At 73.8% G+C, this 18,985-nt stretch carries 18 protein-coding genes and 1 pseudogene; 8 read left to right on the forward strand and 11 right to left on the reverse strand.

The annotated features are described in order from the left end of the window. The first annotated feature begins 17 nt into the window (after positions 1–17). Positions 18–428, forward strand: a complete 411-nt coding sequence (locus tag PV796_RS06780; protein WP_274912007.1) for an RNA-binding S4 domain-containing protein — start codon at positions 18–20, stop codon at positions 426–428. A gap of 4 nt (positions 429–432) precedes the next feature. Here PV796_RS06780 and PV796_RS06785 read toward each other — a convergent pair whose 3' ends face one another. Beyond that, a complete protein-coding gene (locus PV796_RS06785) occupies positions 433–894 on the reverse strand; it encodes a YchJ family protein (protein ID WP_274912008.1) in 462 nt (153 codons plus the stop codon). A 196-nt stretch (positions 895–1,090) separates the two neighbouring features. Between PV796_RS06785 and PV796_RS06790 the strand changes: the two genes are divergently transcribed. Both PV796_RS06790 and PV796_RS06795 read left to right on the forward strand, forming a co-directional pair. Next, entirely contained in the window at positions 1,091–1,285 is a 195-nt protein-coding gene (locus tag PV796_RS06790) for a hypothetical protein (RefSeq protein ID WP_016576341.1), read from the forward strand. Positions 1,286–1,469: 184 nt separating this feature from the next. Next, positions 1,470–3,110, forward strand: a complete 1,641-nt coding sequence (locus PV796_RS06795; RefSeq protein ID WP_274912009.1) for a hypothetical protein — start codon at positions 1,470–1,472, stop codon at positions 3,108–3,110. Positions 3,111–3,197: 87 nt separating this feature from the next. Here the strand turns inward: PV796_RS06795 and PV796_RS06800 are convergent, their stop codons facing one another. Next, on the reverse strand, positions 3,198–4,703 hold the full coding sequence (locus PV796_RS06800) for an SCO1417 family MocR-like transcription factor (RefSeq protein ID WP_274912010.1): 1,506 nt from the start codon (positions 4,701–4,703) through the stop codon (positions 3,198–3,200). 194 nt (positions 4,704–4,897) lie between these two features. On the opposite strand from PV796_RS06800, the gene yczE reads away from it, so the two are divergent. Both yczE and PV796_RS06810 read left to right on the forward strand, forming a co-directional pair. Further along, a complete protein-coding gene (yczE, locus tag PV796_RS06805) occupies positions 4,898–5,488 on the forward strand; it encodes a membrane protein YczE (protein ID WP_274918891.1) in 591 nt (196 codons plus the stop codon). Next, positions 5,489–6,292 (forward strand): glycerophosphodiester phosphodiesterase, encoded by an 804-nt coding sequence (locus PV796_RS06810; RefSeq protein WP_274912011.1) that lies wholly within the window; start codon positions 5,489–5,491, stop codon positions 6,290–6,292. A 215-nt stretch (positions 6,293–6,507) separates the two neighbouring features. On the opposite strand, the gene PV796_RS06815 is transcribed toward PV796_RS06810, so the two are convergent. Then, a complete protein-coding gene (locus PV796_RS06815; RefSeq protein ID WP_274912012.1) occupies positions 6,508–7,566 on the reverse strand; it encodes a PP2C family protein-serine/threonine phosphatase in 1,059 nt (352 codons plus the stop codon). A gap of 255 nt (positions 7,567–7,821) precedes the next feature. Then, positions 7,822–7,893, reverse strand: a pseudogene (locus tag PV796_RS06820). Positions 7,894–8,497: 604 nt separating this feature from the next. Between PV796_RS06820 and PV796_RS06825 the strand changes: the two are divergent. Next, a complete protein-coding gene (locus PV796_RS06825; protein ID WP_006601711.1) occupies positions 8,498–8,875 on the forward strand; it encodes an RNA polymerase-binding protein RbpA in 378 nt (125 codons plus the stop codon). A gap of 143 nt (positions 8,876–9,018) precedes the next feature. On the opposite strand, the gene fxsA is transcribed toward PV796_RS06825, so the two are convergent. The 5 genes from fxsA to PV796_RS06850 form a co-directional block, all read right to left on the reverse strand. Further along, positions 9,019–9,588 (reverse strand): FxsA family membrane protein, encoded by a 570-nt coding sequence (gene fxsA / locus PV796_RS06830; RefSeq protein WP_274912013.1) that lies wholly within the window; start codon positions 9,586–9,588, stop codon positions 9,019–9,021. A 34-nt stretch (positions 9,589–9,622) separates the two neighbouring features. Continuing rightward, on the reverse strand, positions 9,623–10,378 hold the full coding sequence (locus tag PV796_RS06835) for a polyprenol monophosphomannose synthase (RefSeq protein ID WP_274912014.1): 756 nt from the start codon (positions 10,376–10,378) through the stop codon (positions 9,623–9,625). Next, positions 10,375–12,027, reverse strand: a complete 1,653-nt coding sequence (gene lnt, locus PV796_RS06840; RefSeq protein ID WP_274912015.1) for an apolipoprotein N-acyltransferase — start codon at positions 12,025–12,027, stop codon at positions 10,375–10,377. Before lnt ends, PV796_RS06835 begins: the two co-directional genes overlap by 4 nt. A gap of 517 nt (positions 12,028–12,544) precedes the next feature. Then, a complete protein-coding gene (locus PV796_RS06845) occupies positions 12,545–14,182 on the reverse strand; it encodes an amidohydrolase (protein WP_274912016.1) in 1,638 nt (545 codons plus the stop codon). A 61-nt stretch (positions 14,183–14,243) separates the two neighbouring features. Next, the gene (locus PV796_RS06850; protein WP_030804095.1) at positions 14,244–14,684 is read right to left on the reverse strand and encodes an Lrp/AsnC family transcriptional regulator; all 441 of its coding nucleotides are present in this window, start codon (positions 14,682–14,684) and stop codon (positions 14,244–14,246) included. A 214-nt stretch (positions 14,685–14,898) separates the two neighbouring features. Between PV796_RS06850 and PV796_RS06855 the strand changes: the two genes are divergently transcribed. Beyond that, positions 14,899–15,324 carry a hypothetical protein gene (locus PV796_RS06855; RefSeq protein ID WP_274912017.1) on the forward strand — a complete coding sequence of 142 codons (426 nt, stop codon included), beginning with the start codon at positions 14,899–14,901 and terminating at the stop codon, positions 15,322–15,324. 22 nt (positions 15,325–15,346) lie between these two features. On the opposite strand, the gene PV796_RS06860 is transcribed toward PV796_RS06855, so the two are convergent. Both PV796_RS06860 and PV796_RS06865 read right to left on the reverse strand, forming a co-directional pair. Continuing rightward, on the reverse strand, positions 15,347–16,474 hold the full coding sequence (locus PV796_RS06860; RefSeq protein WP_274912018.1) for a phosphotransferase family protein: 1,128 nt from the start codon (positions 16,472–16,474) through the stop codon (positions 15,347–15,349). Beyond that, complete coding sequence (locus PV796_RS06865; protein ID WP_274912019.1) at positions 16,471–17,622, reverse strand: hypothetical protein; 1,152 nt, start codon at positions 17,620–17,622, stop codon at positions 16,471–16,473. Before PV796_RS06865 ends, PV796_RS06860 begins: the two co-directional genes overlap by 4 nt. Positions 17,623–17,815: 193 nt before the next feature. Here PV796_RS06865 and PV796_RS06870 point away from each other — a divergent pair, with 193 nt between their 5' ends. Continuing rightward, the gene (locus PV796_RS06870; protein ID WP_274912020.1) at positions 17,816–18,979 is read left to right on the forward strand and encodes a threonine synthase; all 1,164 of its coding nucleotides are present in this window, start codon (positions 17,816–17,818) and stop codon (positions 18,977–18,979) included. Positions 18,980–18,985: the final 6 nt, after the last annotated feature.

The raw sequence follows: 18,985 nt of genomic DNA on the forward strand, positions 1-18,985 counted from the left end.
TCCTCTAGAGTCACGGCATGGCTTCAGACGAGGGGATGACCACCGCCCGGGTCGACAGTTGGATCTGGTCGGTGCGGCTCACCAAGACGCGCTCCGCGGCCGCGACGGCCTGCCGGGCCGGGCACGTGCGCGTCAACGGTGAGCGGGTCAAGCCCGCCCACGCCCTGCGGCCCGGCGACGAGGTGCGGCTGCGGCACGCCGGCCGGGAGCGCATCGTGGTGGTGACCCGGCTGGTGCGCAAGCGGGTCGGTGCGCCGGTCGCCGTCGAGTGCTACGTCGACAACAGCCCGCCGGCGCCGCCGCGCGAGGCGGTCGCGGTCACCGCCGTACGGGACCGCGGCGCGGGCCGGCCCACCAAGCGCGACCGCCGGGAGCTGGACCAGTTGCGCGGTCGGCTCGGCACGGGGCCGGAGAGCGACCGGCCCTGAGCGGTCAGGCGTCGGGCAGCGCGTCCACGTAGACCCAGCGGCCGTCCTCGCGGGCGAAGCGGCTGTTCTCGTACTGGTCGCCGGCCCGGCCGCGCACCTCGTAGTGGGCGCGGAAGGCGACCGTGCCCTCCTGGTGGAAGGCGCTGCCGCCGGTGGTGGCGAGGATCGTGAGGCCCGTCCAGCGCTGCGCGGGGTCGAGTTCGAGGGACGCGGGGCGGGTCGCCGGGTGCCAACTGCGCAGCAGGTAGGCGGTGTCGCCGACGGCGAAGGCGCTGTAGCGGGAGCGCATCAGGCGCTCGGCCGTCGGGGCGTTGGCCCGGCCCTGGTGGAACGGGGCGCAGCACTCCCCGTAGCTCGCCTCGCGGCCGCACGGGCAGGGTGCGTCCTCGGTGACGGGGGCCGGCGCGGGCGGCGTGCGCCGGCCGCGCTGCGGGACGGTTCTCGACGGCTTCCTGGGCTTTGACACGTCACGATTGTGCCGGGTCCGGCGGGCGGCGAGCGCGGCGGGCCGGGGTCTTGGGGCGGAGGAGGTTCACACGACCGCTGGACCGTTTGGGGGATTTCCCCGATAAATCCGCCATTTGCAGCTTTTCTTGGCTTGATACCGGCGGCGAGGCTGGAAGAACTCACGGTGACCGTCCCCACACCCAGGAGAGAACCTCATGATTCTGTCCATTTCCGGCGTCGTCCTGCTCGGTGTCATCGTCTTCCTCTTCTTCCGCAAGGACGGCCTGAAGTTGTCCCACGCGCTGATCTGCGCACTCTTCGGCTTCTATCTCGCGGGCTCGGCCATCGCGCCCAGCATCAAGGCCGGCGGCGCGAGCCTGGCCAGCCTGCTCGGCGGGATCAAGCTCTAGCCGCTCCGCCAGCAGTGCGGCGCCCGCACGCGGCGCCCGCGCGCGGCGCCCGCACGCGGCGCCCGCACGCGGCGCCCGCACGGGCCGCCCCGCCCCGTCCCGTCCGGGCGGCGCCGCGCGAGACCCCGGCTCGTCGCCCCCACCGAGCCGGCCCGCCGTCCCTACGAGCACCAGGAGAGCAGCCGTGGCCCGGCGCCCCCTCCCCCGCATCCTCACCGGCAACGCCCTGACCAGCAGCGCCCCGATCGCCCGCGGCCGCGAACTGGCGCGGACCGCGGCCGACGGCGCGACCGACGTGCTCCACCCGCTGATCACCATCAGCCGGGGCCTGCGCCGCCTGGTGGCCGCCGGCCGGGGACGCTGGGCCGCGACCCCCAGGGAGCGGCGCGGCCCGCTGTGCTTCCTCCTCGGCGCCGGGGTGCTGATCGTGGCGCTGGTGCCGTACGGTCCGCTGCTCGCGGTGATCGCGGTGACGGGGGTGGCGGCCTGGGTGGGCCGGGACCGGACGCCGGCCGTGGCGGGCAGCGGCCCGAGCGAGGCGGAGACCGAGCGCCTCCAGGCACTCTACGAGGCGCTGGTGCCCCACTTCTCCGCCGACGCCGACCCCAGCCCGCTCTACGCCCACGACGGGGACTGGCAGCGGGCGTTCACCGCGTACGCCTTCGACGACGGCGGGCGGCCGACCCGGCTGCGGCTGACGTACCCGGCGTACTTCCCCGACGGCGAGGACCTGTCCCGGGTCCGCGTCGAGCAGTTGCTGCAGGCCAAGTCCGGCCGCGGCCGGGAGTACCGCTTCGACTGGGACGAGGCGGCCAACCAGTTGGCGATGGCGGCGCTCGGGCCGCTGCCGACGGACCTGGCGGCGCAGCGCTTCGTGACCGCGCCGGGCGAGACGGTTCTCGGGTTCACCGACCCCGAGTCGGTGCAGCGGACGCTGCCGGTGATCTGCGGGGGCGAGGTCCGGGACGAGCCGCCGGTGGTCTGGCGCACCGGCCGGCGGTCCGCCGAACCGCATCTGTTGGCCCTGGGCCAGCCGGGCGCCGGCGGGACGACGCTGCTCCGCTCGCTCGCGATCCAGGCACTGCGCCACGGCGACGTGGTCGTCATCGACGGTGGTGGGACCGGGGAGTTCGGGTGCCTGGCCGGGCGGCACGGGGTGCTGGCCGTGGAGAGCGGGCTGGCCGGTGCGCTGGCGACGCTGGAGTGGGCGACGCACGAGACCGAGCGCCGACTGATCGTCACGAATCGGGCGCAGCAGGCCGGGCAGCCGGCGCCGGCGGACGCCCGTCGACCGCTGTGGATCATCGCGGACCGGCTGACGGCGCTGTCCCATCTGGCGGCGGTGGAAGGGCAGGACGATCCTCAGCGGCTGCTCCAGGTCCCCTTGCGGCACGGGCGGGCGGCCCAGGTGACGGTGGTGGTGGCCGACCAGTTCGAGACCGCGGAGTTGCTGGCCGACCCGGTGCGGGCGCACACCAAGGCGCGGGTCGTGCTCGGCCCGGCGACCGCCGAGGAGGTGCAGGCGGTGCTCGGCGCGCCGCCGCACACCACGCCGCTGCCCCAGGTACCGCCGGGCCGCGGCTATGCGCGGATGGGCACCGGCCCGGTGCTGCGGCTCCAAGTGCCCGCCACTCCGGACCCGTTCGACGACGCCACCGGCGAGGCCCACCGCCGGGCCGTGCTGGCGCTCCTGCCGGAACGCGCGGTGCCGGCGGACGCCACCGAGCGGGCCGCCACCGCGCCCCGACCGGTGTCCTTCGCGAAGCCCGGCACGACGGCGACGCCGGTGGGCGGTCGTAACGCGGAAGGCTCCGCTACGGAGTGACGTCGCGTCAGCGGTTCGGGAGTTGCCATAACGTCAACTCGCCGCTAAGTAGCCGAAGTTGATCAGACCGCAAGTGGTCTGCGCCCCTCAGGCCACGAATGCCGGCAGCGGCTCGGCCTCGATCGGGGCTCCGGTGGCCACCAGCTCGGCGGCCCGCGCCAGTCGCACGATCGCCTCGTCGGCGACGGCGCCGCTGACCGTGAACGGCAGCCGCACGAAGCCCTCGAAGGCGCCGTCGACGCCGAACCGCGGGCCGGACGGCACCCGTACCCCCAACCGCTCCCCCGCCTCCGCGATCCGGGAGCCGGAGAGGCCGCCGGTGCGGACCCAGAGCGTGAGGCCGCCGCGCGGGACGCTGAACTCCCAGTCGGGCAGGTGGCGGTGGAGCGCTTCGACGATCGCGGCGCGGTTCACCCGGGCCTGCTCGCGGCGGATCGCGACGGCCTCCTCCCAGCCGCCGCTCTCCAACAGGGAGGCGATGGCGAGCTGTTCGAGGACGGGCGAGCCGAGGTCGGAGTAGGCGCGGGCGGCGACCAGGCTGCGGATGATGTCGGGCGCGGCCCGCACCCAGCCGATCCGCATGCCGGCCCAGAACGCCTTGCTGGCCGACCCGACGGTGATCACCGAGCTGCCGGCGGGGTCGAACGCGCAGACCGGGCGGGGCAGTTCGGTGTCCGGGTCGAGCACGATCTCGGTCATGGTCTCGTCGACGACGAGCAGGGTGCCGGCCGAGCGGGCGGCGTCCACCAGGCGGCGGCGCTGGTCCTCGGTGGCGAGGGAGCCGGTGGGGTTGTGGAAGTCGGCGACGACGTAGGCCATCCGCGGCGCGGCGTCGCGCATCACCTGGCGCCAGACCGGGATGTCCCAGCCGGTCAGTTGCTCGCCGAGGGCGACCGGGACGAGCCGGGCGCCGGCGTCCCGCATCAGTTGGAGGATGTTGGCGTACGAGGGCGAGTCGACGGCCACCCGCTCGCCGGGGCCCGTACACAGCCGGCAGATCGCGGCGACGGCACCCATCGCGCCGGTGGTGACCATGATCTGCTCGGGCATCGTTGGTATACCGCGGGCGGTGTAGCGGTCGGCGAGGGCCTGGCGCAGGGCCGGCAGGCCGGCCGGGTAGTCGCCGTGGGTGTGCGCGTACAGCGGCAGGTCGGTCATGGCGGCCTGGACGGAGCGGGTGAGCCAGGGCTCGGGGGCCGGCAGGGCGGCGCAGCCGAGGTCGATCATCGAGCCGGCGGCCTCCGGCGGGAGCGGCTCCAGACCGCGGGTGGGCAGCGGGTTGCCGGCCGGGACGGCGGTCCAGCTACCGGAGCCGCGCCGGGACTCCAGGAATCCCTCGGCGCGCAGCGCCTCGTACGCGGCGGCGACGGTGGTGCGGCTGACGGCGACGGCCGCGGCCAGCTCGCGCTCGGCGGGCAGTCGGGCGGCGACCGGGACCCGGCCTTCGAGGACGAGCCGGCGGACGCCGTCGGCGAGGCTGCGGTAGGCGGGCAACTTCCGCCCGTTTGTGGTGAGTTCGGCAGCCCGCGGGTCCTGCGAGCGAAGCAGGCGGGCGAGCTGGGGCGCCCCCACCGCGGAGGTCCACTGGGCCATGAAGATCAGTCCACCTTCCCCGAATTGGCTCTACATCCGGAGCCCTGACATGCCACATCGTGACACGCGCCAGTCCAATCCTGCCAGGAGGGGGAAGAGTAGTGTCCGTCACCCAGAGGTCCGCCGTCGGGCGGTCGCACCTACCGCGCCGGCTCGTGCAGCTCTACGTGGGGCTGGTGGCATACGGGGTCAGCATGGGCCTGATGGTCCGGGCCGGCCTGGGGCTGGAGCCGTGGAGTGTCTTCAACCAGGGCATCGCGCGGCACACGGGACTGACGATCGGCACCGTCACGATCGTCACCGGGGCACTGATCCTGCTGCTGTGGATCCCGCTGCGCCAGCGGCCGGGCCTGGGCACGGTCTCCAACGTGGTGATCCTCGGGCTCGTCATGGACGCGACGCTGGAACTCGTGCCCGTGGTACGGCCGCTGGCCGTCCGCATCCCGCTGCTGGTGACCGCGGTGCTCCTCAACGGCACCGCGACCGGCCTCTACCTCTCGGCCCGCTTCGGCGCCGGCCCGCGCGACGGGCTGATGACCGGGCTGCACCTGCGCACCGGCCGCCCGCTCCGGCTGGTGCGGACCTGCATCGAGCTGACGGTCCTGGTCGCGGGCTTCGCGCTCGGCGGCTCCGTGGGCGTCGGTACGGTGGTGTACGCGCTGGCGATCGGGCCGCTGGCGCAGTTCTTCCTCCGCCGCTTCGCGATCGAGGGGCTGGCCGAACAACCGTCGCTCGTGGTGGCCCGCTCCCCCGAGCCGTCACCGAGGCGCGCCATACTGCCTTGAGTGACCCCTGCGACGCGTCTGCGCCACCCCTACCTCGACCACCCCCGCCCACTGCCCTTCGCCCACCGGGGCGGCACCGCGGACGGCCTGGAGAACACCGCCGTCGCCTTCCGCCGCGCCGTGGACCTCGGCTACCGCTATCTGGAGACCGACCTCCACGCCACGTCCGACGGCGCCCTGGTCGCCTTCCACGACACGACCCTGGACCGGGTCACCGACGCCCGCGGCACCCTCGCGGACCTCCCCTGGCGGGCGGTCCGCCGGGCCCGGGTCGCCGGCCGGGAGTCGTTGCCGCTGTTCGAGGAGTTGCTGGAGGAGTTCCCGGAGGCGCGGTGGAACGTCGACCTCAAGGCGGAGGGCGCGCTGGAACCGCTGTTGGCCCTGCTGCGCCGCACCGGCGCCTGGGACCGGGTGTGCGTCGGCTCGTTCTCCGAGGCCCGGGTGGCGCGGGCGCAGCGACTGGCCGGCGGCCGGATGGCCAGCTCGCTGGGCACCCGCGGGGTGGCCGGGCTGCGCCTGCGCTCCTACGGGCGCGGGGCGCTGCCGCTGGACCGGCTGCTGGGCGCGGCGGTGCGGCGCAGCGCGGTCTGTGTCCAGGTCCCCGAGCGGCAGTCCGGCCTCCCTGTCGTCGACCCGCTCTTCCTCCGCGCCGCGCACGCGCTGGGCATGCAGGTCCACGTCTGGACGATCAACGACGCCGACCGGATGCGCGCACTACTGGAGCTGGGCGTGGACGGCATCATGACCGACGACCTCGAAACGCTGCGAACGGTGCTGATGGAGCGGGGGTGTTGGCATCAGTGACGGCGGGGTCGCCCAACCCACTGCGGCACGGCACGGCGGGCACGTCCAGTTCCTCGCCGCCGCCGGCGACGTGCTCGACGCGGTCCGCCCAACCCACCACCGAGCGCCGGCGGCCGCGTTGGTCCGCCATCGCGACGGTGATGACGTCGATCATCACAACCCTGCCGAGCAATTGCCAAGCAGTACGGGAAAGTTGAGAGCCCCCACCGGGACCCTCACCGGCCGACCGGCCGGCCGTCGCGCCGCGTGATGGCCAGGATCGCCATGTCGTCGTCGCGCGGGCCACCGGTCCACTGCTCGACGTCACAGACGAGCGCCTCGATCACCTCGTCCGGCTGCCGGAACGGGCCCCGGCCGCTCAGCCCGCGCGCCGGGTCGTAGAAGGCCCCGGTGCGGTCCCTGGCCTCCGTCACGCCGTCGGTCACCAACAGGAGAGTGCCGCCGGGCGGCAGGAGCCAGGTCTCGGCCTCGGCCTGCGGCACGCCGAGGCCGCTCATGCCCAGGGGCAGCCCCGGTTCGGCCGGCTCCAGTACGGACACGGCCGTGCCATCGAGGAGATACGGGGCGGGGTGGCCGCAGTTCAGCAGCCGCACCCGGTCCCGGCCCGGCGGGATCTCGCCGAGCAGCGCCGTGACGAAGCCCTCCATCCGGACCTCCTCCTCGCGCAGCGCGCCCTCCTTGAGCAACGCGCGCTCCAGCCGCCCGGCCAACGCCGCGAGGTCGGGCGCCTGGTCCACCTCCACCCGGAACGCGCCCAGCAGCGCGGCGACCGCCCCGATCGCGCCCATCCCCTTGCCCCGCACGTCCGCGATCAGCAGCCGGGTGCCGTACGGGGTGTCCTGCACCGCGTAGGCGTCGCCGCCGATCAACGCCTCGATCTGGGCGGCCTTGTAGACCGCGGCGACGGCCAACGGGCCGACCCGCGTCGGCGGCGGGGGCAGCACGGCCCGTTGGGCGGCCTCGGCGACGGAACGCACCGTCGCCAGGCGACGTCCGTGGCGGGCGACGACCCGGTTGACCCCGATGGCGATGAGCGCGGTGAACGCCAGGTTGGCCAGCTCGATCGCCGACGCGACGACGTTGCGGAGATGGCCGCCCACGAACAACAGCCCCGCCTCGACGAGGAGGATGGCCGCCCCGGCGGCGATCGTGTACCGCAGCGAGAGCAGGGCTCCGGCCACGGTCACGGCCGCGACCAGCAGGTAGTCGCCCCAGTATTCGCGGGGTGAGAAGAGGTTCCAGAGGGCTCCGACGACGATCATCGCGGCCGGCATGAACGGGACGTACCGGGGCCAGCGCGTGACGGAAGGACCCATCCGCATCCCCGATCCCGAATCCAGACGCCTGCCAGCTCATTCCCGAGTGGCGATCGTATGGGGCGAGACCGGGACACAGGGCGCGCATCGCCGGGGGAAGATCGCAGCGCGCCTCGTGAGCCCACGCGCGGCAACCGCCCGCCCCTGAAAGGACTTCAGCGACAACGACCGCGACGCGAGAAGGCCCCTCCCTGCAACGGAAGGGGCCTTGCGTGGAGCGCCCGGCAGGCCTTGCACCTGCATCTCCCACCGGTTGGTGGACGTCTTGCCTTGGACCACAGACGCATCGCTCCCGCCCGCTGGCCGGAGCTGCGCCATGATCGTAACGGATGGGAGGAGGGGCCGATGACCAGGGCGGCGTCGACCTTCGCTTCCGGTCTCGGTTCCGACTTCGTTTCCGAGGAAGGGGGGAACTGGGGCCGGATCAGACCACGTTGGCCCCGCGGCGAGGGGCTCTCGTCGGGCGAGGGCGGGGCACTGCCTGGCTCTTGTTCCGCCATCCGCTCCCGCGCGGCGAGGAAGCGGAGTATTTTTCCGCGTGCAACGCGTCTGAGATGCCCCGCCGGCGAAGGCCCAGGCGCAACGGACGTGACGGACGGGAATCCGATACCTGACCGGATTTAGCCCTTGAGGGCGTGGGGCGGTAGTGTACGCCTTTGGCTCACCAGGCGGACCGTTACTGCGCGCTCAACTCCATGAGGCGCTGGGTGACATCTGCTGCCAGATGTGACAAACCGGGCGTTGGTGGGTACAACAAGGGGCGGCACGACGGGCGACGCAGGCGACGTATGTCCCGATGACGGGAATCTTCACCGCCGACCGGACGTTGACCGGATGACGACGACAGCGACACCTGTCCTGTGGGCGACAAGCCCGGGAGGCACGATTCATGAGTGAGCGAGCTCTCCGCGGCACGCGCCTCGTGGTGACCAGCTACGAGACCGACCGCGGCATCGACCTGGCCCCGCGCCAGGCGGTGGAGTACGCATGCCAGAACGGACATCGTTTCGAGATGCCGTTCTCGGTTGAGGCCGAGATTCCGCCGGAGTGGGAGTGCAAGGTTTGCGGTGCACCCTCTCTTCTGGTGGATGGGGATGGCCCTGAGGAGAAGAAGGGCAAGCCCGCGCGTACGCACTGGGACATGCTCATGGAGCGGCGGACCCGCGAGGAGTTGGAGGAGGTGCTGGCCGAGCGGCTGGCAGTCCTGCGCTCCGGCACCATGAACATCGCCGTGCATCCGCGCGACACCAACCGCAAGTCCGCCTGAGAGCGGACCGAGCCTAACGGCACGCGGCAGGGGCCGGTGCCACCGCAACCGACGGTGGCACCGGCCCCTGCCGTGCGTGCGCATGCCTTGGCAGGCATCAAAACCCGTAGGGGGCACCGCTTCCGGTGCCCCCTACGGCCGTTTCAGCGGGTGAGCGGCGGATCCTGGCGGGGTGTGGGCGGCGGGTCGTCGGGGTGGATCACCTGGCCCTGGACGACCTTGCCGTCCGGGCGGTGCATCCGGGCCTGTTGGTAGGCATCGCCGAAGGACCCGGGGGTGAAGCCGGGGCGGCGGGCCAGCAGCTTGTCGGCGCGGCGCAGGATCAGGCGGCCGGTCGGCGGGAAGAGGCAGAGCAGCCCCAGCACGTCCGAGAGCAGGCCGGGAAGGATCAGCAGCAGCCCGCCGACCATCGGGAGGGTGTTGCCGGTGCCTGCGGGGCCGGTCTCCCGCGGGGCGTCGGGGGCGCCGGTGGTCTGGAGGGCGTCGGTGAGGTTCCGCCAGGCTCGGCGGCCGGCGCGTTTGATCACCGCGCCGCCGACGAGCACCCCGGCGACCAGCAGCAGGAACACCGTCAGGCCGTTGGTGGCGCCGGCGACCACCGTCAGCAGCCAGATCTCCAACACCATCCAGGCGGCGATGCCCAACGGGACGAACCGGCGGGCGCGCGAGCGGGGCGGGCGGGGATTCGGCGATGGCGTGGCTCCGAACGTCATGCCACCAGTGTGCCTGGCCCGGCCGGCGAGGGGCTCAGCGGCCGCGGATCTTGCTCACCTTGGAGCCCACGCCCCAGGAGGTGATCCGCCAGAGCGCCTCCACGACGATGTCGCGGCTCATCTTGCTGTCGCCCAGCTCCCGTTCGACGAAGGTGATGGGCACCTCGACGACGTGGTAGCCGGCCTGGACGGCCCGGCGGGCCAGGTCGACCTGGAAGCAGTAGCCCTGGGACGCGACCTCGTCCAGGCCCAGGCCCTGGAGCGTCTCGGCCCGGAAGGCGCGGAAGCCGCCGGTGACGTCGCGGATCGGGACGTCCAGCATCAGCCGGGAGTAGGTGCTGCCGCCGCGGGAGAGGAACTCGCGGTGCTTGGGCCAGTTCACCACCCGGCCGCCGGGGACCCAGCGCGAGCCGAGTACCAGGTCGGCGCCCTTGAGGGCGGTGAGGAGCCGGGGCAGTTCTTCGGGCTGGTGGGAGCCGTCGGCGTCCATCTCGACCAGTACGCCGTGGCCGTTCTCGATGCCCCAGCGGAAGCCCGCGAGGTAGGCGGCGCCGAGGCCCTCCTTGCCCCTGCGGTGCAGGACGTGGACCTTGTCGTCCTCGGCGGCCAACTCGTCGGCCAGCTTGCCGGTGCCGTCGGGGCTGTTGTCGTCCGCGATCAGGACGTGCGCCTCGGGGACGGAGGACCGCACCCGCGAGACGATCGGCTTGATGTTCTCCGCCTCGTTGTACGTCGGAATGATCACCAACGTGCTGCCGAGCGGACCGTACTGCCGCTGACCGTCTGTCACTGCTGTCCCTTCTCGTCCTTCATTCGCCTGCGCCGGCCGACGGTGACGGCGGCCCCGCAGGACAGGAGGCCCACGATAGCGAGCGCCCACTCGGGGGCCGCGCCAACGCGGTCGGCCAGCGTCGTTTCGTCGCGCAGCGGGATGCGGGCCGAGACCACACCCTGGGTGAATTCGGGAATCTGGTGCGTAACGGTCCCGTCCGGGGCGACCACCGCGCTGATGCCACTCGTGGCCGCGGTGACCACCGCCCGGCCGTGCTCGACGGCCCGCAGCCTGGACATCGCCAACTGCTGCTCGGGCTGGCCGGTGCGCCCGTAGGTGGCGTTGTTGGTCTGGACGACCAGCGCCCGGGCGCCGGCGCCGACGGTGTCGTGGACGATCTCGTCGTAGGCGACCTCGAAGCAGATGACGTCGCCCAGTTTGGCCGGGCCGACCTTCAACAGGCCGGTGTGGTCGCCGGGGTAGAAGTCGCGCGGCACCCGCTGGAAGCGCGTGATGATCTTGCTGAGCTCGGCCCTGAAGGGCACGTACTCGCCGAACGGGACCGGGTGTTGCTTGGTGTACGAGGCGCCGGGCCCGGTCTTGGGGTCCCAGACGATGCCCTCGTTGAAGACGTAGCCGGGCTTGGTGGGGTGGTCGATGAGGGCGCCGACGAGGACCGGGACGCCGATCGCCTTGACTGCCTCGTCGATCCGGTCGTACGCCTGCGGGTACTGGAAGGGGTCCAGGTCGGAGGAGTTCTCCGGCCAGATGACCAGGTCCGGCTTGGGTACCCGGTGGTGCCGGACGTCGTCGGCCAGCTTCTCGGTGGCGCTGGCGTGGTTGTCGAGGATCTTCATCGGGCGGCCCAGGAAGTCCATACCGGCCCGCTGGACGTTGCCCTGGACGACGGCGATCCGGACGGTGTCGTCGGCCTTGGTCGGGACCGGGACCACCAGGCCGGCGAGGGTGATCGCGGCGGCCAGCCCGAACGCCTCCAGCGCCCGGACCAGCCCGCGCTGGCCCGCGCCCCGGCGCAGCCCCCACAGGCCGACCGCGGCGGCGGCCAGCAGGGTGCCGGCCAGCGCGACGGCGAAGGTCACCAGTGGGGCGCCGCCGAGCGCGGCGAGCGGGGTGAACGACGAGCCGGTGTTGGCGAAGGCCAGTCGGCCCCAGGGGAAGCCGCCGAACGGCAGCCGGTCCCGGGCCCACTCCTGGGCCACCCACAGGCATGCGCCCCACAGCGGCCAGCCGGGCAGCCGGGAGGTGAGCGCCAGCCCGGCCCCCATCACCACGACGAAGAGCGCCTCGGCGACGGACAGGCCCACCACCGCGTCCCAGCCGACCACGTGCAGCCACTTCAGCAGGAGCAGGAAGAACGGCAGCCCGAACGCGAAGCCGGTCCAGGCACCCTGGCGGGCCCGGCGGCCGCGGGTCAGCAGTGCCAGCGCGGCCACCGCCACCAGCGACAGCGGCCACAGGCCGTACGGCGGGAAGGCCAGGCCGAGGGCGAGGCCGGCGGCGGCCGCGAGGGCGGTGCGCGGGGCCTCGCGGCGGGCCAGGGCGGCCAGCCGGCGGGCGCGGCCGGGGCGGTGTCCGGCGTCGGTCACGCCGGACGGCGCCGGGCCGGTGGACGCGGCGGCGTCGGTGGTCTCGGAACCCGATGGCACGTCGCGGGCCTTCCTGCAGGTCGTCCGTTAGTCAGCCGACCGTACATCGGAGGGTCCTGAGGGCGGGTACGGGGTGTGTGGACCGTGACGGGCGGGCGGCCTGCGGCGCCGTCCTCGTGGGGGGGGTGGGGTGCGGATCGGGCCCGGCGCCCTTCGGGCCGACCTGGGACCCGCTGGCTGCGGGTCGACCGAAAGCCGTTGTCTACTGAGCGCCGGGCCCCACCCGGGTCGCACCTGCCGACCGACCTAGCCATCGCCCTGGCGCTGGACCTGGCTCCCAGTGGCGGTGTGCCGGTTGGCTCGCCGCCCCATGGCCCAGCTGCGTTCGACGACTGCGCGGAGGTCCCGGTCGGACGTCCTGTGGTGGACTCGGCCGAACCTACCGGCCCACCGGCGGCTGCTGTCAACAGTCGCTACTTCTGCGTCGGTTTCGCGTCGTCCCAGGTCAGTGCCGAGCATTCCCAGGTAGGGCAAGCAGGTGCGGCGCGGTGTCGGGGCGCCACCGGCTCCCGCGATGTCACTCGTTCGGCCGGTCGAAGACCAGCCGACCGCCGACGACGGTGCGCAGGCAGCGCGGGAGGTCGTTGCCGGGGGTGAGATCGGGCAGGCCGGGGGTGCCGGAGCGGGGGTCGGTGGACCAGCGCTCGACGCGCTCGTCGGGGGCCTGGACGAGCAGCTCGCCGGTCTGCCAGACCGCGTAGTCGGCGGGGGCGCCGGGCACCAGGACGCCGGCGTCGTCACGGCCGATGGCGCGCCAGCCGCCGCGGGTGTGGGCGGTGAACGCGGCGCGGGCGGAGATGCCGTGGGCGCGGGTGCGGTGGAAGACGGCGGCGCGCACGGTGCCCCAGGGGTCGAGCGGGGTGACCGGGCTGTCGGAGCCGAGGGCGAGCGGGACACCGGCCTTGAGGAGGGCGGCGTAGGGGTTGAGGCCGGCGGCCCGGTCGGCGCCGAGGCGGGTGGCGTACATGCCGTCGGGGCCGCCCCAGGCCGCGTCGAAGGCGGGCTGCACGGAGGCGGTCAGGGCGAGGTCGGCGAAGGCGGCGATGGTCTTGTCGGTGAGCATCTCGGCGTGCTCGACGCGGTGCCGGGCGGCCCGGACGCGGGGCAGGCCGACGCGGTCGGCGGCGGTCCGGACGCCGTCGGTGACGGCGGTCAGGGCGGCGTCGCCGATGGCGTGGAAGCCGGCCTGGATGCCGGCCTCGGTGCAGGCGGCGACGTGGGCGGCGATGGCGTCGGCGTCGAGGTGGGCGGCGCCGGTGTGGTCGGCATCGGCGTAGGGGGCGTGCAGGTGGGCGGTGTGCGAGCCGAGCGAGCCGTCGGCGAAGAGGTCGCCGGCGGCGCCGTGGGCACCGAGCTCGCGGATCCGGTCGGCGCCCTTTGCGGATGCGATCAGTTCGGCCCAGTAGCCGATGACGCGCGGGCCGTTGCGCTCGGCGGCGCGGGCGAGCAGCGCGGTGAAGTCGTCCTCGCTGGAGATCTGCGGGCCGGCGCACTCGTGGACGGTGCCGATGCCGAGCGAGGCGGCCCGGGCCAGCGCGGCGGCCTGGGCCTCGGCGCGCTGGGCGGGGGTGACGGTGGCGTGCGCGGCGGCCCGCACGGCGTGGTGGGCGTCGCCGGTCAGCGGCCCGTCGGGGTGGAAGCCGGACTGCTCGCGGACGCCCGGGACCAGGTCGAGCAGGGCGGTGGTGACGACCGCGGAGTGCACGTCGACGCGGGTGAGGTAGAGCGGGCGGCCGCCGGCGGCGGCGTCCAGTTCGGTACGGGACGGCGGGCGGCCCTCGGGCCAGGCGCTGGCGTCCCAGCCGTGGCCGAGCAGGACGGTGCCGGCCGGACGGTCGGCGGCGAACCGGCGGATCCGGTCGAGGGCGTCGGTCAGGGTGGCGGCGCCGGCGAGGTCCAGGCCGGTGAGGGCCAGCCCGGTGGCGGTGGTGTGCACATGTGCGTCCGTGAACGCCGGAGTGACCAACGCGCCGTCGAGCCGCACCACTTCGTCGACGCCGTCGGCGAAGGAGTCGGCCGCTCCCTCCTCGCCGACCCAGGCGATCCGGTCGCCCTCGACGACCATCGCGGTGGCGAAGGGGTCGGCGGGGCTGTGCACCTCACCGCCCCGCAGGAGGACGGTGCGGGGGGCCTGCTCGGGGTTGCGCTCGCTCATACCGGACAGTCTGGCCCCTGGGTGGGGGCGCCGGGCGTCCGGGGGTCGGCTCCCGGCCGGGTCAGATCCGCGGCGGGCGGGATTCGTAGGGGGTGGAGAGCACCACCGTGGTGCGGGTCGAGACGCCGGCCAGGGTGCGGATGCGGGTGAGCAGGTGCTCCAGCTCCAGCGGGGTGGCGACCCGGACCTTGAGGATGTAGTTCTCGTCGCCGGCGACGCTGTGGCACGCCTCCAACTCGGGGACCTCGGCGAGCCGGTCGGCGATGTCGTCCGGGGCGCTGGGGTCGAAGGGTTTGACCGAAATGAAGGCGGTGAGCGGCAGACCCACGGCCTCGGGGTCGACGATGGCGGCGTAGCCGCGGATCACCCCGCGCTGTTCCAGGCGGCGCACCCGTTGGTGCACCGCCGAGGTGGACAGGCCGGTGGCCTTGCCCAGGTCGGTGTAGCTCATCCGCCCGTCCTTGACGAGCAGATCCACGATTTGTCGGTCCAACTCCTCCACCCGCTCAACCTACTGTGCGCGGGCGCGTGTGCGCACCGCGCGCCCGATCGTGGACACCCGGGCGCCGGTCCGTGTGAGCAATGCCACACCAGTGACGCGGGGTCCAGGGGGTGCCGGCGATTATGCGCCCGGCATGGAGGGCATTGCTGGTGTTGGCCGAGACCGCCGGTCACACGAACGAACGTCAGCGGTCCGAGTGGCCCACCCGAGGGGGATGGACATCATGCGACGCCTCAAGCAGGACTCCGCCGCGGCCGACGTCGGCGCCCAGGAGGGCGACAGTTTCGGCTTCCTCGCCGAGGACGGGGTGGACGATCCCTTCGACACCTACGAGATCTACCGCGTGAGCTGCCCGGACTGCGGGCAGCCGATCGCGCTGCTGGCGGACGAGGACACGCTCCCGGAGCACGCGCTGTGCCCCTCGCCGTGGAACCCGTTCGCGCTGACGGTGTGCCAGGGGTCGGGCCGGCCGGCGTCCGACGCCCCGGACACCGACGACATGATGGACGCTCAGGAGCGGGACGCCGCCATCCTGTTGACGCTTCCGGCGGGCCTGGACTGGCGTCGCCAGCCGTTCTCACACCCCAGTGGTCCCGGCGAGCGGGCGGTCCGCGTGCCGCGCTCGCGCCGCCGGAGCTGATCCGTCCGCCGGCCGCGGCCGTTCACCAGTAGCGGCCGGCGAGCATCGCCTCCAGCGTGTCCCGGTGCAGGATCAGCCCGTCGGGGTCGTCCGGGACCGGGCACTCCCCGAAGTGGACGCGGCGGTAGGCCACCCTCAGCATGACGACGGCGTGCCGCAGGGCCGCGTAGAGGGTGTGGAACTCCATTGCGCGGGGCCGGTGTCCGGTCAGTCGGGCGTACTGGTCCTCGACGTGGTCCCGGCGCAGGAAGTCGGGTAGTCCGCGCTGGCCGCTCGCCTCCGTGAGGTCCTGGAAGAAGCGGTGGAGGTAGATCATCCAGCCGAGGTCGAGCTCGCGGGGGCCGAGCGCGGCCAGTTCCCAGTCGAGGACCGCGGCCGGTGCGAAGCCGTCGTAGACGATGTTGCCGATCCGGGCGTCGCCCCAGCTCAGTACGGGGTCGTCGGGGTCGTCGGGCCAGTGGTCGGCGAGCCAGGCGAAGCCGCGCTCGATGAGCGGGGAGCGCGGGAGGCCGTCCACGACCCAGGCGTAGTAGGCGCGTTGGGACGCGACGTGGCGGGCGAGGGTGCTGCCGGTACCGGGTGTGGTGAGGAACGCCGCCGATTCCGGCGGGACTTGGTCGTGCAGGCGGGCGAGGACGGCGACGCTGGCGACCGCCAGCGCGTCGCGTTCGGCGTCGGTGGCGTCGTGCAGCCAACTCCCCTCATAGGTATAGGGCATGACGTCGGGTGGGACGCGGCCGGTGGCGCGGGTCATGACGAAGAAGGGCGCGCCGAGGTGTGCCGGGTCCTCCTCCAGCCAGAGGGTGCGGGGAACCGGCAGGTCGGTGTGGTCGGCGACCAGGCGCATGGTGCGGTACTGCCGCGGCATGTCGTAGCGCGGGAAGACGGTGTACGCGGCGGGGTCGGCGGCGAGCCGGAGAACGCAGCGCAGCGTCCCGTCCGGGCCGGTCGGGGCCGGGAGTTGGAGGGACGACGGGTCGGGGTGGTCGATGTCGAACAGCAGGGTCTCGCTGGACATGCCGTTGGAGGCGGGGACGGTGGTGTGGGTGGCGCGGGCGCCGGGCAGGCGGGTGCCGAGCCAGGCGGTGAGCCGGCCGGTGAGGGCGTCGGGGTCGCGGGTGGTGGTGCGCGGGCGCGGGGTGCCGGTCATCGGCCCGCCTCCGGACGGTCCTGCGGGGCGGCGGCGACGTCGTGGTAGCCGGTGAAGCCGCTGGGGTCGTGGCGGCCGAAGCTGCCGTGTTCGAAGATGCCGTAGCCGGTGCGGCCTTCGAGGGTGAAGCGGGCGGCGTGGTCGGTGACGCCGAAGGCGGCGCGGGGGTGGGCGCCGGGGTCGGAGAGGTCGTAGCTGCGGCGGTCGACCCAGTCGCGGCCCTGCCAGGTGCCGTGTTGCCAGTCGTCGGCGGGGGGATAGCCGGCGCCGAGGGCGAGGGGCGAGGAGGTGAGGATCTCGGCGGTGAGTGCGAGGGGGGTGCGGGCCGGGTCGGTGAGGTGGAGGACGGCGCGTTCGGGGTGCCTGGTGCCGGGGCGGTAGGTGATGTCGGCGTGTGGCCAGCCGAGTTGGCGGTCCGGGGTGCCGTTGCGGACCAGCAGTGCCTCGTTGAGGGTGCGGTGGCCGTCGGCGTCCTCTTGGATGATGACCATGACGAACCGGTCGTCGAAGCGGACCGGGCACCAGATCCAGTGGAACCCCTCGGTCGGGGCCTCGGCGGCGGCCCGGCCGCCGTCCTCGCCGGGGATCGGGCGCACGCCCCAACTGCGGTCCCGGGTACCGGTCCACTCCCCCTCGGTGACGGTGAGTTCCTCGCCGGCCGCGCGGATGGTGCCGGTGCAGGTGCCGGCCTGGACGAAGCGGCGGCCCTCCAATATCAGCCGGCCGGCGCGGTGTTGGGTGTGGTGCGGCTCCCAGACGGTCGGGAAGGAGCCGGTCCAGGTCAGGTCGCAGGACAGGCCGTCCGGGTCGGCGGGGTCGGGGGCGCAGGTGAGGCGGATGCGGTGCAGCGGTTCCTCGACGGTGAGCGCGAGCGGGCCGACGGTCAGCGCCAGGCGGTCGTCGGTGAGCGCGTCGGAGGCCCGTACGGCGTGCAGTTGGTCGCCGAGGCGGAGGGTGGCGTAGGCGTCGATGACGCCGGTGTTGGGGTAGACGCCGAGGCCGGCGATGAGCAGGGCGCGGCCGGTGTGGTCCAGGACGTGGAAGATGCAGCGGTCGTAGGCGTTGCGGTCGCCGGTGGCGACCTGTCGCATGGAGAGCGGTGCCTGGTGGATCGGGTATTCGTCGAGCGCGATCGGGCGGTCGGTCACGGTCCCTCCAGGGCGCGGTCGGACGGTGGATCACCGGGGAACGAAGAAGAGTTGACGGTACGTCAGATAGCCAGTGGCGGCCACACCCTGAGACCGATGACGGGACATGTAGGTGACGTAGTGCGGCTGCGCCTGTTACCGTCGCGCTCGTCCCGCGTGCCCCGGACCGACCCCGAACCCAGGAGCGACGACGATGCCCCCACTCCCCCTGCACTGCCCGCGCTGCGGTGACGCCGCGGGCGATCTCGCCGGTTGCCGGCCCTGTGCCCGCGACGGCATCGGCGTCAACACCCCGCCCCCGCTGGCGGATCTGACCGGGCTGGACCTCGCGGCGTATCCGGGCGGCCCGTGGGGCTGGCCGGCGGCGCTGCCGGTGCCGGGCCCGCCGGTCACCCTCGGCGAGGGGAACACCCCCGTCGTCCGGCTGCGCGCCGAGACCCGCTCCGCTGACGGTTCATCACCGGCCAGCGGTGCGGGCGAGTTGTGGCTGAAATACGAGGGGGGAAATCCGACCGGGGCGCACAAGGACCGGGCGATGTCCGTCGGGGTGGCCGCGGCGCTGGCGGCCGGCGCGGACACCGTGGTCGCGGCGTCCTCGGGGAACGCGGGGGCGGCGGCCGCGGCCTACGCCGCGCGGGCCGGGCTGCGCTGCGTGGTGTTCACCACCGATGCGGTACCGGCCGGACTCCGGGCGCAGATCGATGCGTTGGGGGCGGAGCGGGTGGTCGTCCCCGGCGGCGGCGAGGCGCGGAACGCCGCGATGACCCGGGCCGTCACGGAGCACGGCTGGTATCCGCTGACCAGCTTCGCCGCGTCGCGGCCGGGCAGCAATCCGTACGGGAACGAGGGGTACAAGTCGGTCGCCTACGAGCTGGCCCGGGACTTCGCCGGGCGGCGGATCGACACGGTGGTGGTGCCGACCAGCCGCGGCGACCTGTTGGCCGGAATCGGCCGTGGATTCCGGGAGTTGGCGGCGGCCGGGATGGTCGAGGCGGCGCCGCGGCTGGTGGTCGCGGAGACCACGCCGTCGGCGCCGTTCACCGCGGCGCTGCGCCGGGCCGACCGGGCCGAGCAGGAGCGGACCCGGGTGACGCCGGGCCCGTCGGTGGCGTTCTCGCTGGGCGGGGACCGGCCGTGCTGGCAGGGGTTGGACGCCCTGTGGCGGACCGGCGGCACGGCCGTGGCGGTGGACGACGAGGTGGCCCGGGCCGAGCACCGGCGGCTGGCCGCGGAGGGGCTGCTGTTGGAGCCGTCGTCCGCGGTGCCGGTGGCGGTGGCCCGCGAACTGGCCGACGCGCCCGGCACGTTGGTGGTGGCGATCGGAACGGCCACCGGAATGAAGGGGCTCGGCGACTGAGCCCGC

The sequence above is a fragment of the Streptomyces sp. WZ-12 genome, from assembly GCF_028898845.1.
In the GTDB taxonomy this organism is placed as follows: Bacteria; Actinomycetota; Actinomycetes; order Streptomycetales; family Streptomycetaceae; genus Streptomyces.

What these genes read in the sequence shown, in the direction of transcription:
- PV796_RS06860 (WP_274912018.1), bottom strand. Translation starts at nt 16,474, where the DNA reads ATGACCGGCACCCCGCGCCCGCGCACCACCACCCGCGACCCCGACGCC.
- PV796_RS06845 (WP_274912016.1), bottom strand. Translation starts at nt 14,182, where the DNA reads ATGAGCGAGCGCAACCCCGAGCAGGCCCCCCGCACCGTCCTCCTGCGG.
- fxsA (WP_274912013.1), bottom strand. Translation starts at nt 9,588, where the DNA reads ATGACGTTCGGAGCCACGCCATCGCCGAATCCCCGCCCGCCCCGCTCG.
- PV796_RS06855 (WP_274912017.1), top strand. Translation starts at nt 14,899, where the DNA reads ATGGACATCATGCGACGCCTCAAGCAGGACTCCGCCGCGGCCGACGTC.
- PV796_RS06780 (WP_274912007.1), top strand. Translation starts at nt 18, where the DNA reads ATGGCTTCAGACGAGGGGATGACCACCGCCCGGGTCGACAGTTGGATC.
- PV796_RS06815 (WP_274912012.1), bottom strand. Translation starts at nt 7,566, where the DNA reads ATGCCGGCCGCGATGATCGTCGTCGGAGCCCTCTGGAACCTCTTCTCA.
- PV796_RS06790 (WP_016576341.1), top strand. Translation starts at nt 1,091, where the DNA reads ATGATTCTGTCCATTTCCGGCGTCGTCCTGCTCGGTGTCATCGTCTTC.
- yczE (WP_274918891.1), top strand. Translation starts at nt 4,898, where the DNA reads ATGGGCCTGATGGTCCGGGCCGGCCTGGGGCTGGAGCCGTGGAGTGTC.
- PV796_RS06870 (WP_274912020.1), top strand. Translation starts at nt 17,816, where the DNA reads ATGCCCCCACTCCCCCTGCACTGCCCGCGCTGCGGTGACGCCGCGGGC.
- PV796_RS06825 (WP_006601711.1), top strand. Translation starts at nt 8,498, where the DNA reads ATGAGTGAGCGAGCTCTCCGCGGCACGCGCCTCGTGGTGACCAGCTAC.
- PV796_RS06800 (WP_274912010.1), bottom strand. Translation starts at nt 4,703, where the DNA reads ATGGCCCAGTGGACCTCCGCGGTGGGGGCGCCCCAGCTCGCCCGCCTG.